The sequence below is a fragment of the Streptomyces sp. NPDC058964 genome, from assembly GCF_042741275.1.
Classification (GTDB): Bacteria; Actinomycetota; Actinomycetes; order Streptomycetales; family Streptomycetaceae; genus Streptomyces.
Map to the genome: position 1 here is coordinate 29,615 of NZ_JBHYKH010000015.1, position 12,783 is coordinate 42,397.

15 protein-coding genes are annotated in these 12,783 nt (G+C 70.2%); 11 read left to right on the forward strand and 4 right to left on the reverse strand.

The annotated features are described in order from the left end of the window. Window positions 1-47 precede the first annotated feature (47 nt). The 3 genes from ACFW2E_RS03560 to ACFW2E_RS03570 all read left to right on the forward strand — a co-directional run bounded on the left by ACFW2E_RS03560 (window position 48) and on the right by ACFW2E_RS03570 (window position 2,321). Window positions 48-380 carry a hypothetical protein gene (locus ACFW2E_RS03560; protein ID WP_384460727.1) on the forward strand — a complete coding sequence of 111 codons (333 nt, stop codon included), beginning with the start codon at window positions 48-50 and terminating at the stop codon, window positions 378-380. A 78-nt stretch (window positions 381-458) separates the two neighbouring features. Beyond that, a complete protein-coding gene (locus ACFW2E_RS03565; RefSeq protein WP_384460731.1) occupies window positions 459-1,565 on the forward strand; it encodes an amidohydrolase family protein in 1,107 nt (368 codons plus the stop codon). A gap of 18 nt (window positions 1,566-1,583) precedes the next feature. Then, window positions 1,584-2,321: a nucleotidyltransferase gene (locus ACFW2E_RS03570; RefSeq protein ID WP_384460734.1), complete on the forward strand. Its 738-nt coding sequence runs from the start codon at window positions 1,584-1,586 to the stop codon at window positions 2,319-2,321. A gap of 1 nt (window position 2,322) precedes the next feature. On the opposite strand, the gene ACFW2E_RS03575 is transcribed toward ACFW2E_RS03570, so the two are convergent. The 4 genes from ACFW2E_RS03575 to ACFW2E_RS03590 all read right to left on the reverse strand — a co-directional run bounded on the left by ACFW2E_RS03575 (window position 2,323) and on the right by ACFW2E_RS03590 (window position 5,941). Further along, window positions 2,323-3,333: a heme A synthase gene (locus tag ACFW2E_RS03575; protein WP_384460737.1), complete on the reverse strand. Its 1,011-nt coding sequence runs from the start codon at window positions 3,331-3,333 to the stop codon at window positions 2,323-2,325. Window positions 3,334-3,403: 70 nt separating this feature from the next. Further along, window positions 3,404-4,120 (reverse strand): ABC transporter permease, encoded by a 717-nt coding sequence (locus ACFW2E_RS03580; RefSeq protein WP_384460777.1) that lies wholly within the window; start codon window positions 4,118-4,120, stop codon window positions 3,404-3,406. A gap of 50 nt (window positions 4,121-4,170) precedes the next feature. Next, window positions 4,171-5,094 (reverse strand): ABC transporter ATP-binding protein, encoded by a 924-nt coding sequence (locus ACFW2E_RS03585; RefSeq protein ID WP_384460740.1) that lies wholly within the window; start codon window positions 5,092-5,094, stop codon window positions 4,171-4,173. A 31-nt stretch (window positions 5,095-5,125) separates the two neighbouring features. Further along, entirely contained in the window at window positions 5,126-5,941 is an 816-nt protein-coding gene (locus ACFW2E_RS03590) for an aminoglycoside N(3)-acetyltransferase (RefSeq protein WP_384460743.1), read from the reverse strand. A gap of 161 nt (window positions 5,942-6,102) precedes the next feature. Here ACFW2E_RS03590 and ACFW2E_RS03595 point away from each other — a divergent pair, with 161 nt between their 5' ends. The 8 genes from ACFW2E_RS03595 to ACFW2E_RS03630 are packed head-to-tail and all read left to right on the forward strand — an operon-like array spanning window position 6,103 to window position 12,691. After that, window positions 6,103-6,837, forward strand: a complete 735-nt coding sequence (locus tag ACFW2E_RS03595) for a helix-turn-helix transcriptional regulator (RefSeq protein ID WP_384460746.1) — start codon at window positions 6,103-6,105, stop codon at window positions 6,835-6,837. Then, entirely contained in the window at window positions 6,834-8,255 is a 1,422-nt protein-coding gene (sufB, locus tag ACFW2E_RS03600; protein ID WP_384460749.1) for a Fe-S cluster assembly protein SufB, read from the forward strand. The genes ACFW2E_RS03595 and sufB overlap by 4 nt, the downstream gene beginning before the upstream one ends. A gap of 57 nt (window positions 8,256-8,312) precedes the next feature. Further along, entirely contained in the window at window positions 8,313-9,536 is a 1,224-nt protein-coding gene (gene sufD / locus ACFW2E_RS03605; RefSeq protein ID WP_384460752.1) for a Fe-S cluster assembly protein SufD, read from the forward strand. Continuing rightward, window positions 9,533-9,853, forward strand: coding sequence for a non-heme iron oxygenase ferredoxin subunit (locus ACFW2E_RS03610; RefSeq protein ID WP_143637664.1), 321 nt, complete (start codon window positions 9,533-9,535; stop codon window positions 9,851-9,853). The genes sufD and ACFW2E_RS03610 overlap by 4 nt, the downstream gene beginning before the upstream one ends. Before the next feature lie 7 nt (window positions 9,854-9,860). Continuing rightward, complete coding sequence (gene sufC / locus ACFW2E_RS03615) at window positions 9,861-10,625, forward strand: Fe-S cluster assembly ATPase SufC (protein WP_384460755.1); 765 nt, start codon at window positions 9,861-9,863, stop codon at window positions 10,623-10,625. Then, window positions 10,622-11,878, forward strand: a complete 1,257-nt coding sequence (locus tag ACFW2E_RS03620) for a cysteine desulfurase (RefSeq protein WP_384460758.1) — start codon at window positions 10,622-10,624, stop codon at window positions 11,876-11,878. The genes sufC and ACFW2E_RS03620 overlap by 4 nt, the downstream gene beginning before the upstream one ends. A gap of 16 nt (window positions 11,879-11,894) precedes the next feature. Beyond that, window positions 11,895-12,362 (forward strand): Fe-S cluster assembly sulfur transfer protein SufU, encoded by a 468-nt coding sequence (gene sufU / locus ACFW2E_RS03625; protein WP_384460761.1) that lies wholly within the window; start codon window positions 11,895-11,897, stop codon window positions 12,360-12,362. Continuing rightward, window positions 12,359-12,691 (forward strand): metal-sulfur cluster assembly factor, encoded by a 333-nt coding sequence (locus ACFW2E_RS03630; protein WP_384460764.1) that lies wholly within the window; start codon window positions 12,359-12,361, stop codon window positions 12,689-12,691. The genes sufU and ACFW2E_RS03630 overlap by 4 nt, the downstream gene beginning before the upstream one ends. The last annotated feature ends 92 nt before the right edge of the window (window positions 12,692-12,783 follow it).

Sequence of the window (12,783 nt, forward strand, 5' to 3'; positions counted from 1 at the left end):
CACCCCACCCGTCGCCGTTTCGGCTACCCGTCGGTAGCATCCTGGCCATGGCAGACACGCAGCAGGTTGACCCGAAGGCCGAGCGCAAGGTGGCGCGCCTCGCCCAGCAGATCAGCGCCTTCTCCAAGGCGCACGGAGGCGCCGAGGGCCAGGTGGCCTACATCGGCGAGCGCGGCGCCCGCATCGTGCTCGTCGGCGAGGACGGCGGCTGGGGCGACCTGGTGGCGCCCAGCTACGCGATCGCCGAGAAGGCGGTGGAGAAGGCCGGCATCACCGTCCACGAGGCATTCGACGGCGAGTTCGCCGCCAAGGTGACGACCGGCCGGTACGAGTGGAAGCGGATGGCGGGGATCCAGGTCGGCGGTCCGGCCAACAGCTGACACTCCGAGCAACACCTGACACCCGGTTCACCCGTTAGGACCTGAGAGAGGACGAGGTCCAGTCGACGGGGAGCCAGGATGATCGAAACGCCGTCCCTGGTGGACCAGTACTGCCACGGCGTACTGAGGACGGAACTGGGCCTCGGCACGTTCGAGGCCCAGCTCGCCCGGACCGAGGGGCCACCCGCTGCCGGTACCACCCTGTTCGACACCCAGACGGGCTTCGCCGTACGCCGCTGGTGCCCCCCGCTGCTCGGCCTGGAGCCGCACTGTCCGCCCGCGCGTTACCTCGCCCGGCGCCGCGAGCTGGGCGTGCTGGAGGCGGGCCGGCGTCTGCTGCGCGGTACCGGGATCACCACCTATCTGGTCGACACCGGGCTGCCCGGCGACCTCACGGGCCCCGCCGAGATGGCCTCCGCCGGCGCGGCCGAGGCCCGCGAGATCGTGCGCCTGGAACTCCTCGCCGAGCAGGTCGCCGACACCTCCGGAACCGTCGAGTCGTTCCTCGCCAACCTCGCCGAGTCGGTGCACGGGGCCGCCGCGAACGCCGTCGCCTTCACCTCCGTGGCGGGCGTGCGGCACGGTCTCGCGCTGGCGCCGGAACCCCCCGGGCCGGGGGAGGTACGGGGCGCGGCGGGCCGGTGGCTGGCCGGGCGCCGGGTCGGCGGGGAGCTGAGCGACCCGGTGCTGCTGCGGCACCTGCTGTGGATCGCGGTCGCCTCCGGTCTGCCGCTGCAACTGCACGCCGGACTCGGTGAGCCGGGGGCGCGCATCGACCGTACGGACCCGGTCCTGCTGACGGACTTCGTACGGGCCACCGCGGGTCTCGGCACGGATCTGGTCCTGCTGCACGGCTATCCGTACCACCGGCACGCCGCCCATCTCGCCGGCGTCTTCCCGCACGTCTTCGCCGACTCCGGCGCCGCGCTCGCCCGCACCGGCGCCCGTGCGGCGACGGTCCTCGCCGAGATCCTGGAACTGGCCCCCTTCGGCAAGGTCCTGTTCTCCAGCGGCGCCCACGGGCTGCCCGAACTGCACGTCGTGGGCGCACAGCTGTTCCGCGAGGCCCTCGGGCGGGTGCTGGGCGCCTGGGTCGCCGAGGGGGCGTGGTCGCTGACGGACGCGCAACGGGTGGCCCGGCTGGTCGCGGCGGGGAACGCACAGCGGGTTTACGGCCTCGCCTGAGCTGTACAGACTGGGCCCATGCCGACGGACGCTCTGCTCGACCGCTTTCTCACCGGCCTCGCGGTCCTCGCCCCCGTCGCCGTCTGGGCGCACGGCTCGCTCGCCGGGGGCGACTACCAGGAGGGCCGCAGCGATCTGGACCTCATCGCGGTGCTGGAGCACCCCCTGAGGCTGAGCACCGTACGCAGGGCCGTCGTCCTGCACCGCGCGCTGCGCGCCGAGCCGCTCGCCGCCGGGCTGCACTGCAGCTACCTGACCACGACCACGCTCGGCGACGCGGACCACCAGCATCTGACCTGGGCGCACAACCGGGTGATGCGGCGGACGGTCACCCCCGTGACCCGGCGTGAGCTGCACGTCTTCGGGCGGGTGCTGCACGGACGGTCACCGGCGGAGCTGCTCCCACCGGTCCCGGACCGGGAACTCGACGACTTCGTCGTGCGCGACCAGCGGGAGTTCTGGCGGCCGGCCGTCCGCAAGCCGCACCTGTGGAAGCAGGACGCCTGGGTCGACCTCGGGCTGATGACCTTCGCCCGCGCGACCGTCACCCTGCGCGAGGGGCGGCTCATCTCCAAGCGGGAGTCCCTGGACCTGCTGCCCGGACTGGGGGCACCCGTCGAGGTGGTCGAGGACATCCGGCGCCGCCGGTACTCGGACCCGCCACCGCCGGCCCCGGAGTGGACGGCCCGCAGGAGCGGGCTGACCCGCAGCTATCTGGGACCGGCCATCGACGCGCTCGTGACGGCGTACGGGTGACTCACGCGCGCGTGCCGACCGGCGTCTCCGCCGCGGGTCCGGGCAGGTCCGCCACCGCCTCGGGGCGCTCCCGCAGCGACAGAAGCACGCGCAGCACCCAGATCCACATCACGGACGAGCCCAGCATGTGCAGGGCGACCAGGGCCTCGGGAAGATGGGTGAAGTACTGGACATAGCCGATCACGCCCTGGGCCAGCAGTACGACGAACAGCTCGCGGGTCCGGTCCAGCGGACCCTTCGGCGCGTCCACCGCCTTCAGGACGAACCACAGCGCGAAGGTCAGCGTCACCACGATCCACGCGAGCACGGCGTGCAGCTTGGCGACCGTCTCCCAGTCGATCGGGATCCGGTCCACCTCGCTGGAGTCGCCCGCGTGCGGTCCGGCCCCGGTGACCACCGTGCCGACCGCGACGAGCAGGCCGGACGCGACGACCAGGCACCACACCAGCTGTGTGACCGCCTTGCCGACCAGCGGACGCGGCGCCCCGTCACCCTCCCGGGTGCGCTGCCACATCACCGCGGCGACGGCGATGAGCGCCGACGACAGCAGGAAGTGGGCCGCGACCGTGTACGGGTTGAGGCCGACCAGGACCACGATCCCGCCGAGCACCGCGTTGCCCATGACCACCCAGAACTGGGCCCAGCCGAGCCGGGTGAGGCTGCGCCGCCACGGCTTTTCCGAGCGTGCGGCGATGATCGCCCAGCCGACGGCGGCGCACAGCACGTACGTCAGCATGCGGTTGCCGAACTCGATGGCGCCGTGGACGCCCATCGCGCTGGTGGTTGTCAGCGAATCGTCGGTGCAGGTGGGCCAGGTCGGGCAGCCCAGGCCCGAGCCGGTCAGCCGTACGGCACCGCCGGTGACCACGATGACCACCGACATGACGAGTGCGGCGAGGGCCGCCCGCCGGACCGTCCGGGGGGCCGGGGTCCAGCGTTCGGCGATGAGGGCGAGCGGGTTGCGCAGGGCCGCTACGGCGTCGGCGCGGGTCAGCTTTGGCACGTGCACCATCGTAGGGCGCTGCTTGTGCACGCTTTCACGAGGGTCTGCGTCGAACGTGTCACACCGGCTCGCCCCTGGCTCACTCCCAGCGGAAGAACCTGCCGGCCGCCGCCAGCCCCACGAGCGCCCACACGGCCAGGATCCCCAGGTCGCCCCAGGGCATCGCGGCCCCGTGCCGGAGCACCTCCCGCAGTCCGTCCGACAGCGCGGCGATGGGCAGCAGCCCGAGGACGTCCTGGGCGCCGGGCGGGAACTTGTCCAGCGGGACGATGACACCGCCGCCGACGAGCAGCAGCAGGAAGACCAGGTTGGCGGCGGCCAGCGTCGCCTCCGCCTTGAGCGTGCCGGCCATCAGCAGGCCGAGCCCGGAGAACGCGGCCGTGCCCAGGACCAGCAGGAGCAGGACGGCGAACGGGTTGCCGTGCGGGGACCAGCCGAGCGCGAGGGCGATCACCGTCAGCAGGATCACCTGGAGAACCTCGGTGACCAGCACGGACGCCGTCTTCGCGGCCATCAGGCCCCAGCGGGGCAGCGGGGACGAGGCCAGCCGCTTGAGCACGCCGTAGCGGCGCTCGAAGCCCGTCGCGATGGCCTGGCCGGTGAAGGCGGTCGACATCACGGCGAGGGCCAGGATGCCCGGTGCGAGGAAGTCGACGGCCTTGCCGGAGCCGGTGTCGACGATGTCCACGGAGCTGAAGAGCACGAGCAGCAGCGTCGGGATGACGACGGTGAGCAGCAGCTGCTCGCCGTTGCGCAGCAGCATCCTCGTCTCCAGCGCCGCCTGTGCCGCGATCATGCGGGGCAGCGGGGCCGCGCCGGGCTTGGGGGTGTAGGTACCCGCGGTGGTCACGAGCGCAGCTCCTTGCCGGTCAGCTCCAGAAACACGTCTTCGAGTGTGTGCCGCTCGACCGAGATCCGGTCCGGCATCACCCCGTGCTGGGCGCACCACGAGGTCACCGTCGCGAGCAGCTGCGGATCGACCTTGCCGACCACCCGGTACGAGCCCGGTGTCAGCTCGGCGGCCGTGCAGTCGGCCGGGAGCGCCTTGAGCAGGGAGCTGACGTCGAGGCCGGGGCGGCCGGTGAAGCGCAGCGTGTTCTCGGCGCCGCCCTTGCACAGCTCCTCGGGGGAGCCCTGGGCGATCACCCTGCCCGCGTCGATGATCGCGACGTCGTCGGCGAGCTGCTCGGCCTCTTCCATGTAATGGGTGGTGAGGATCACGGAGACGCCGTCGTCGCGCAGGTCGCGCACCAGGTCCCAGGTGGCCCGGCGGGCCTGCGGGTCGAGACCGGCCGTCGGCTCGTCCAGGAACACCAGCTCCGGGCGGCCCACCACGGCCATGGCCAGGGCCAGCCGCTGCTGCTGCCCGCCGGACAGCCGCCGGTAGCCGGTCCTGCCGCAGCTGCCGAGGCCGAGCCGTTCGACGAGCGTGTCGACGTCCAGCGGATGCGCGTGCAGCCGGGCCACGTGGCGCAGCATCTCGTCCGCCCGCGCGCCCGAGTAGACGCCGCCGGACTGGAGCATCACGCCGATGCGGGGCCGCAGCTCGGCGGAGTGCCGGACGGGGTCGAGGCCCAGGACGCGCACCGTGCCGGAATCCGGCTTCCGGTACCCCTCGCAGGTCTCGACCGTCGTCGACTTGCCCGCCCCGTTGGGACCGAGCACGGCGGTCACTCCCGCCTGGGCCACCAGGTCGAGGCCGTTCACCGCGGTCTTCGTGCCGTACCGCTTCACCAGGGCCTGGACCTGGACCACGGGCTCACTTCGCATGGGTCCAGAGTCTAGGTAGGTGTTCCGTCACTCAGACGGGCGGGTGCAGGAACTCCTCCGCACGGGGACGGTGCAGGGGCAGCCACCGCTCCGCGTAGGCGACCGCGGCGGCCACGGGGAACAGCCGTGCCTCGGCCGCTCCCGCCCTCCCGCGCACGACGGGCCGGTCCCGTTCGAAGTCGTGGCCGAGCTCGTCGAAGCGCTCCGAGGTGATCGACACCTCGGTCACCTCCTCCCAGCCGCCTCCGGGAGCCGGCCGGCCGACCGGGACGAGCGGGGCGGGTATGCGGTACTCGGCCAGGTGAAAGCTGGTGCAGGTGTCGTAGCCGGTGCCGATCATCAGTACCCGGGCGCCCCGCTCCTCCAGCCGGGCCAGGGGGCTGCGCTCGCCGAGCCGGCAGTCGGGGGAGTGGCCCTGGACGATCTCCGGTGCCTGCCGTCCGAGGGCCGCGAAGGAGGTCTGCGGATGGGCGCTGCGCAGGGCGCCCGGCCAGGTGCGCACGGTCTCCGGGATCACGCCCACCCCGCGGGACGGGGTGATCGACGGGTCGTAGGCGGGCATGCTCGCCCGGATCCGCTCCCACCACTGCCGGGGCACCGGCGGGTTCCCCCACAGGGCCGGGTCCGACACGTCGCCGGACTGGGTGGGGACGACCACGGTGCCGTCCGGGCCGAGGACGTCGAGCAGCCCCTGGACGACCGCGACGGCACCACCGCAGACCCAGCCGAGCGAACTGAGCGAGGAGTGGACCAGCAGGGTCTCACCGGTCTCGACGCCCAGTGTGCGCAGCTGTGCGGCGAGCGTCTCGCGGGTGACAAGGGGGCCGGTCGGGGCGGGTGTGGGCATGGTTCGGGAGTGTTCCCGAAGATCTCGGACGCTGCCACCGGTTTGGCCGACCGAAGATCGTTTCCGCAGGTCGGATTAGGTATACCTAAGTGATGCAGGGCACCGCCGGGGCGGAACGGCGCGGCTTGTCAGGCTCTGAAGAATTACGCAACAATGGCGTTGTGAAAAACGTCGGCGAGGTTCGGGAGACCCCCTCGGGGGCCACTCACGAGGAGCTCGTGACCGGTGAGCGCTCCACGCGCAACCGCGTCGCGCGGTCCATCCTGGACCACGGACCGTCGACCGTCGCCGAGCTCGCAGGGCGGCTGGGCCTGACCCAGGCCGCCGTACGGCGGCATCTGGACGCGCTGGCCGCCGACGACGTCGTGGAAGCCCGCGAGCAGCGCGTGTACGGCACGCGCACCCGCGGCCGCCCCGCCAAGGTCTTCGCGCTCACCGACTGCGGACGCGACGCCTTCGACCAGTCGTACGACAAGCTCGCCGCGGACGCGCTCCGCTGGATCGCCGAGCGGGAGGGCGGCCAGGAGGCGGTCGCCGCCTTCGCCCGCGCCCGGATCGCCGCGCAGGCGGGCGCGTACCGCAAGGCCGTCGAGGGCGCCACCCCCGACAAGCGCGCCGAAGCACTGGCCAAGGCCTTGAGCGTGGACGGGTACGCTGCTACGGCGCGCAGCGCACCGGTCGGCGAGCAGCTGTGCCAGCACCACTGCCCGGTCGCCCATGTCGCGGAGCAGTTCCCCCAGCTGTGCGAGGCGGAGACGGAGATCTTCGCCGAGCTGCTCGGAACGCACGTCCAGCGACTGGCGACCATCGCCCACGGCGACGGCGTCTGCACGACGTTCATCCCCAAGATTTCACCTGACGCATCTGCAAGCACGGCCGGGAGGAACCCCGCATGACTCTCCCCACGGAGACTGCCCACCCCGAACTCGAGGGTCTGGGCAAGTACGAATACGGTTGGGCCGACTCCGACGAGGCCGGCGCCTCTGCGAAGCGTGGTCTGGGCGAGGACGTGGTCCGGGACATCTCGGCGAAGAAGTCCGAGCCGGAGTGGATGACGAAGCTGCGCCTCAAGGGCCTGAAGCTCTTCGAGAAGAAGCCCATGCCGAACTGGGGCTCGGACCTGTCGGGCATCGACTTCGACAACATCAAGTACTTCGTGCGCTCCACGGAGAAGCAGGCGGAGTCCTGGGAGGACCTGCCCGAGGACATCAAGAACACCTACGACAAGCTCGGCATCCCGGAGGCGGAGAAGCAGCGCCTCGTCGCCGGTGTCGCCGCGCAGTACGAGTCGGAGGTCGTCTACCACCAGATCCGCGAGGACCTGGAGGAGCAGGGCGTCATCTTCCTGGACACCGACACCGCCCTGAAGGAGCACCCGGAGCTCTTCAAGGAGTACTTCGGCACCGTCATCCCCGCGGGTGACAACAAGTTCGCGTCGCTGAACACCGCCGTGTGGTCGGGCGGCTCCTTCATCTACGTGCCGCCGGGCGTCCACGTGGAGATCCCGCTCCAGGCCTACTTCCGTATCAACACGGAGAACATGGGCCAGTTCGAGCGGACCCTGATCATCGTCGACGAGGGTGCCTACGTGCACTACGTCGAGGGCTGCACGGCCCCGATCTACAAGTCGGACTCGCTGCACAGCGCGGTCGTCGAGATCATCGTCAAGAAGAACGCCCGCTGCCGCTACACGACCATCCAGAACTGGTCGAACAACGTCTACAACCTGGTCACCAAGCGCGCCGTCGCCTACGAGGGCGCGACCATGGAGTGGATCGACGGCAACATCGGCTCCAAGGTGACGATGAAGTACCCGGCCGTCTACCTGATGGGCGAGCACGCCAAGGGCGAGACCCTCTCCATCGCCTTCGCGGGCGAGGGCCAGCACCAGGACGCCGGTTCCAAGATGGTCCACATGGCGCCGAACACCTCCTCCAACATCGTCTCCAAGTCGGTGGCGCGAGGCGGCGGCCGCACCTCCTACCGCGGCCTGATCGAGATCGGCGAGGGCGCCGCGGGCTCCAAGTCCAACGTGCTCTGCGACGCGCTGCTGGTCGACACCATCTCCCGCTCCGACACCTACCCCTACGTGGACGTCCGCGAGGACGACGTGTCCATGGGCCACGAGGCGACCGTCTCCAAGGTCTCCGAGGACCAGCTCTTCTACCTGATGAGCCGCGGTCTGTCCGAGTTCGAGGCGATGGCGATGATCGTGCGCGGCTTCGTCGAGCCGATCGCCAAGGAACTCCCCATGGAGTACGCCCTTGAGCTCAACCGGCTGATCGAGCTCCAGATGGAAGGCGCGGTCGGCTGATCGCCACCGCCGGTCCCATCAAGCCACTCACGTAAGAAAGCGAGCAGACCGACAGCCATGGCTGAGGCTCAGAACTCCCCCAAGCCCTCGACTCCGCTCGGCCAGGGGGGACCCCCACCGTTGGGCTCGACCACCGCGGGCCAGATCGCGGTGGCCGCCGAGTCGACCGTCGCCACGCGCATGAGCGCGCCCCCGTCCTTCGACGTGGCGGACTTCCCGGTCCCGCACGGCCGCGAGGAGGAGTGGCGGTTCACGCCGCTGGAGCGCCTGCGCGGCCTGCACGACGGCACCGCCGTCGCGAACGGCGCGGGCGTGAAGGTCGCCGTCGAGGCCCCCGAGGGCGTGACCGTCGAGACCGTGGGCCGCGACGACGCGCGGATCGGCAGGGCGGGCACCCCGGTGGACCGCGTCGCCGCCCAGGCGTACTCGGCGTTCGAGCAGGCCGGCGTGGTCACCGTCCCCAAGGAGACGGTGCTCACCGAGCCGATCCGCATCGCCGTGCACGGCGAGGGCGGCGTCGCCTTCGGCCACCAGGTCATCGAGCTGGGCGCCTTCGCCGAGGCCGTCGTCGTCATCGACCACACCGGTGACGCCGTGCTCGCAGCCAACGTCGACTTCATCCTGGGCGACGGCGCCAAGCTGACCGTCGTCTCCGTCCAGGACTGGGACGACAAGGCCGTGCACGTGGCCCAGCACAACGCCCTCATCGGGCGCGACGCGTCCTTCAAGTCGGTCGTCGTGACCTTCGGCGGCGACCTCGTCCGGCTGCACCCGCGCGTCACCTACGCGGGCACCGGCGGCGAGGCCGAACTGCTCGGCGTGTACTTCACCGACGCCGGGCAGCACCAGGAGCACCGTCTCCTGGTCACCCACAACGCCCCGCACTGCAAGTCGAACGTCGTCTACAAGGGCGCGCTCCAGGGCGACGAGGCGCACGCGGTGTGGATCGGCGACGTGCTGATCGAGGCCAGCGCCGAGGGCACGGACACCTACGAGATGAACCGCAACCTGGTCCTGACCGACGGCTCCCGCGTCGACTCGGTGCCCAACCTGGAGATCGAGACCGGCGAGATCGTCGGCGCCGGACACGCCTCCGCCACCGGCCGCTTCGACGACGAGCAGCTCTTCTACCTGATGGCCCGCGGCATCCCGGAGCACGAGGCCCGCCGCCTCGTCGTCCGCGGCTTCTTCGCCGGGCTGGTCCAGCAGATCGGTGTCGCGGACATCGAGGAGCGCCTGCTCGCCAAGATCGAAGAGGAGCTGGAGGCGTCGGTCGCATGACGTCGTTCGTACGCGCCTGCGGGCTGAGCGAGCTGGAGGAGGACACCCCGAAGCGGGTGGAACTCGACGGCACGCCGGTCTCGGTCGTCAAGACCGAGGGCGAGGTCTTCGCCATCCACGACATCTGCTCCCACGCGAACGTGTCGCTCTCCGAGGGCGAGGTGGAGGACTGCCAGATCGAGTGCTGGCTGCACGGCTCCAGCTTCGACCTCCGCACCGGCAAGCCGTCCGGCCTTCCCGCGACGCGCCCCGTCCCCGTATACCCCGTAAAGATCGAAGGGGACGACGTGCTCGTCTCCCTCACCCAGGAGTCCTGAGGCACCCATGGCAACGCTTGAAATCCGAGACCTGCACGTCACCGTCGAGGCCGACAACGCCACGAAGGAGATCCTCAAGGGCGTCGACCTCACCGTGAAGCAGGGCGAGACGCACGCCATCATGGGCCCCAACGGCTCGGGCAAGTCGACCCTCGCCTACTCGCTCGCGGGTCACCCGAAGTACACGATCACCGGCGGCTCCGTGCTGCTCGACGGCGAGGACGTCCTGGAGATGTCCGTCGACGAGCGCGCCCGCGCGGGCCTGTTCCTGGCGATGCAGTACCCGGTCGAGGTCCCGGGCGTGTCGGTCTCCAACTTCCTGCGCTCCTCCGCCACCGCCGTGCGCGGCGAGGCCCCCAAGCTGCGCACCTGGGTGAAGGAGGTCAAGGAGGCCATGGAGCGCCTCAACATGGACCCGTCCTTCGCCGAGCGCAACGTCAACGAGGGCTTCTCCGGCGGTGAGAAGAAGCGCCACGAGATCCTCCAGCTCGAGCTGCTCAAGCCGAAGGTCGCGATCCTCGACGAGACGGACTCCGGTCTGGACGTCGACGCCCTTCGCATCGTCTCCGAGGGCGTCAACCGCGTCCGCGAGACCGGCGAGGTCGGCACCCTGCTGATCACGCACTACACGCGCATCCTGCGCTACATCAAGCCCGACTACGTCCACGTGTTCTCCGGTGGCCGGATCGTCGAGTCCGGCGGCGCCGAGCTCGCCGACAAGCTGGAGAACGAGGGCTACGAGGCATACGTGAAGGGTGGCGCATCCGCGTGACACAGCTGCCGGGCCTCCTCGACACCGAGGCGATCCGCAAGGACTTCCCCGTCCTGGACCGACTGGTCCACGACGGCAAGAAGCTCGTGTACCTGGACAACGCGGCGACGTCGCAGAAGCCGCGCCAGGTGCTGGACGCCCTGAGCGAGTACTACGAGCGCTACAACGCCAACGTCCACCGCGGTGTGCATGTGCTCGCCGAGGAGGCCACGGCGCTGTACGAGGGCGCGCGCGACAAGGTCGCCGCGTTCATCAACGCGCCCAGCCGCGACGAGGTGATCTTCACCAAGAACGCCTCCGAGTCGCTGAACCTCGTGGCGAACATGCTGGGCTGGGCCGACGAGCCCTACCGTGTGGACCGCGAGACCGAGATCGTCATCACGGAGATGGAGCATCACTCCAACATCGTTCCGTGGCAGCTGCTCGCGCAGCGCACCGGTGCGAAGCTGAAGTGGTTCGGGCTGACCGACGACGGCCGCCTCGACCTCTCCAACATCGACGAGATCATCACGGAGAAGACGAAGATCGTCTCCTTCGTCCTGGTGTCCAACATCCTGGGCACGGTCAACCCGGTCGAGGCCATAGTCCGACGCGCCCAGGAGGTCGGTGCGCTGGTCTGCATCGACGCCTCGCAGGCCGCGCCGCACATGCCGCTGGACGTGCAGGCCCTGCAGGCCGACTTCGTGGCCTTCACCGGCCACAAGATGTGCGGCCCGACCGGCATCGGCGTCCTCTGGGGCCGCCAGGAGCTGCTGGAGGACCTGCCTCCGTTCCTCGGCGGCGGCGAGATGATCGAGACCGTGTCGATGCACTCGTCGACGTACGCCCCGGCACCGCACAAGTTCGAGGCGGGCACGCCCCCGATCGCCCGGGCGGTCGGCCTGGGCGCGGCGATCGACTACCTCAACTCGATCGGCATGGACAAGATCCTCGCCCACGAGCACGCGCTCACCGAGTACGCCGTGAAGCGGCTCACCGAGGTGCCGGACCTGAAGATCATCGGCCCGACGACGGCCGAGGACCGGGGTGCGGCGATCTCCTTCACGCTCGGTGACATCCACCCGCACGACGTGGGCCAGGTCCTCGACGAGCAGGGCATCGCGGTCCGCGTCGGCCACCACTGCGCGCGGCCCGTCTGCCTTCGCTACGGAATTCCTGCGACCACGCGAGCGTCGTTCTATCTGTACTCCACGCCGGCCGAGATCGACGCTCTGGTCGACGGACTGGAGCACGTACGGAACTTCTTCGGCTGAAGGGCGTGCTGAAACCGTGAAGCTGGATTCGATGTACCAGGAAGTCATCCTGGACCACTACAAGAACCCGCACGGGCGTGGTCTGAGGAATGGCGACGCCGAGGTGCACCATGTGAACCCGACGTGCGGCGACGAGATCACCCTTCGTGTGAAGTACCAGGGCACGACGATCGAGGACGTGTCGTACGAGGGCCAGGGCTGCTCCATCAGCCAGGCCTCGGCCTCCGTCCTGAACGAACTCCTCGTCGGCAAGGAGCTGGCGGACGCGCAGAAGATCCAGGAGACCTTCCTGGAGCTGATGCAGTCCAAGGGCAAGCTCGAGCCCGACGACGTGATGGAGGACATCCTGGAGGACGCGGTCGCGTTCGCCGGTGTCTCCAAGTACCCGGCCCGGGTCAAGTGCGCCCTCCTCAGCTGGATGGCGTGGAAGGACGCGACGGCCCAGGCCCTGGGCGGGGCCGACGCCGAAAGGAAGACGGCATGAGCGACACCGTGGAGACCAAGCCGGCCTCGGAGGAGGAACTCCGCGAGGCCCTGTATGACGTCGTGGACCCCGAGCTGGGCATCGACGTCGTCAACCTCGGCCTGATCTACGGCATCCACATCGACGACGCGAACATCGCGACGATCGACATGACCCTGACCTCGGCGGCCTGCCCGCTGACGGACGTCATCGAGGACCAGGCCAAGTCCGCCACGGACGGCCTGGTGAGCGAGCTGCGCATCAACTGGGTCTGGATGCCGCCGTGGGGCCCCGACAAGATCACGGACGACGGCCGCGAGCAGCTGCGCGCGCTCGGCTTCAACGTCTGAGACGGCTTTCGACGTCTGGGACACACCGCTTGAGAGAACGGCGGGGGCCGCTTGGGGGGCGGGGGCGTTTAAAACAATGTCAGAGGCGGCCG

Bases quoted from the DNA above. Each gene is read 5' to 3' on its own strand.
- sufC (WP_384460755.1), top strand. From the start codon at position 9,861: ATGGCAACGCTTGAAATCCGAGACCTGCACGTCACCGTCGAGGCCGAC.
- ACFW2E_RS03630 (WP_384460764.1), top strand. From the start codon at position 12,359: ATGAGCGACACCGTGGAGACCAAGCCGGCCTCGGAGGAGGAACTCCGC.
- sufB (WP_384460749.1), top strand. From the start codon at position 6,834: ATGACTCTCCCCACGGAGACTGCCCACCCCGAACTCGAGGGTCTGGGC.
- ACFW2E_RS03565 (WP_384460731.1), top strand. From the start codon at position 459: ATGATCGAAACGCCGTCCCTGGTGGACCAGTACTGCCACGGCGTACTG.
- ACFW2E_RS03610 (WP_143637664.1), top strand. From the start codon at position 9,533: ATGACGTCGTTCGTACGCGCCTGCGGGCTGAGCGAGCTGGAGGAGGAC.
- ACFW2E_RS03585 (WP_384460740.1), bottom strand. From the start codon at position 5,094: ATGCGAAGTGAGCCCGTGGTCCAGGTCCAGGCCCTGGTGAAGCGGTAC.
- ACFW2E_RS03575 (WP_384460737.1), bottom strand. From the start codon at position 3,333: ATGGTGCACGTGCCAAAGCTGACCCGCGCCGACGCCGTAGCGGCCCTG.
- sufD (WP_384460752.1), top strand. From the start codon at position 8,313: ATGGCTGAGGCTCAGAACTCCCCCAAGCCCTCGACTCCGCTCGGCCAG.
- ACFW2E_RS03580 (WP_384460777.1), bottom strand. From the start codon at position 4,120: ATGATCGCGGCACAGGCGGCGCTGGAGACGAGGATGCTGCTGCGCAAC.
- ACFW2E_RS03560 (WP_384460727.1), top strand. From the start codon at position 48: ATGGCAGACACGCAGCAGGTTGACCCGAAGGCCGAGCGCAAGGTGGCG.
- ACFW2E_RS03590 (WP_384460743.1), bottom strand. From the start codon at position 5,941: ATGCCCACACCCGCCCCGACCGGCCCCCTTGTCACCCGCGAGACGCTC.
- ACFW2E_RS03570 (WP_384460734.1), top strand. From the start codon at position 1,584: ATGCCGACGGACGCTCTGCTCGACCGCTTTCTCACCGGCCTCGCGGTC.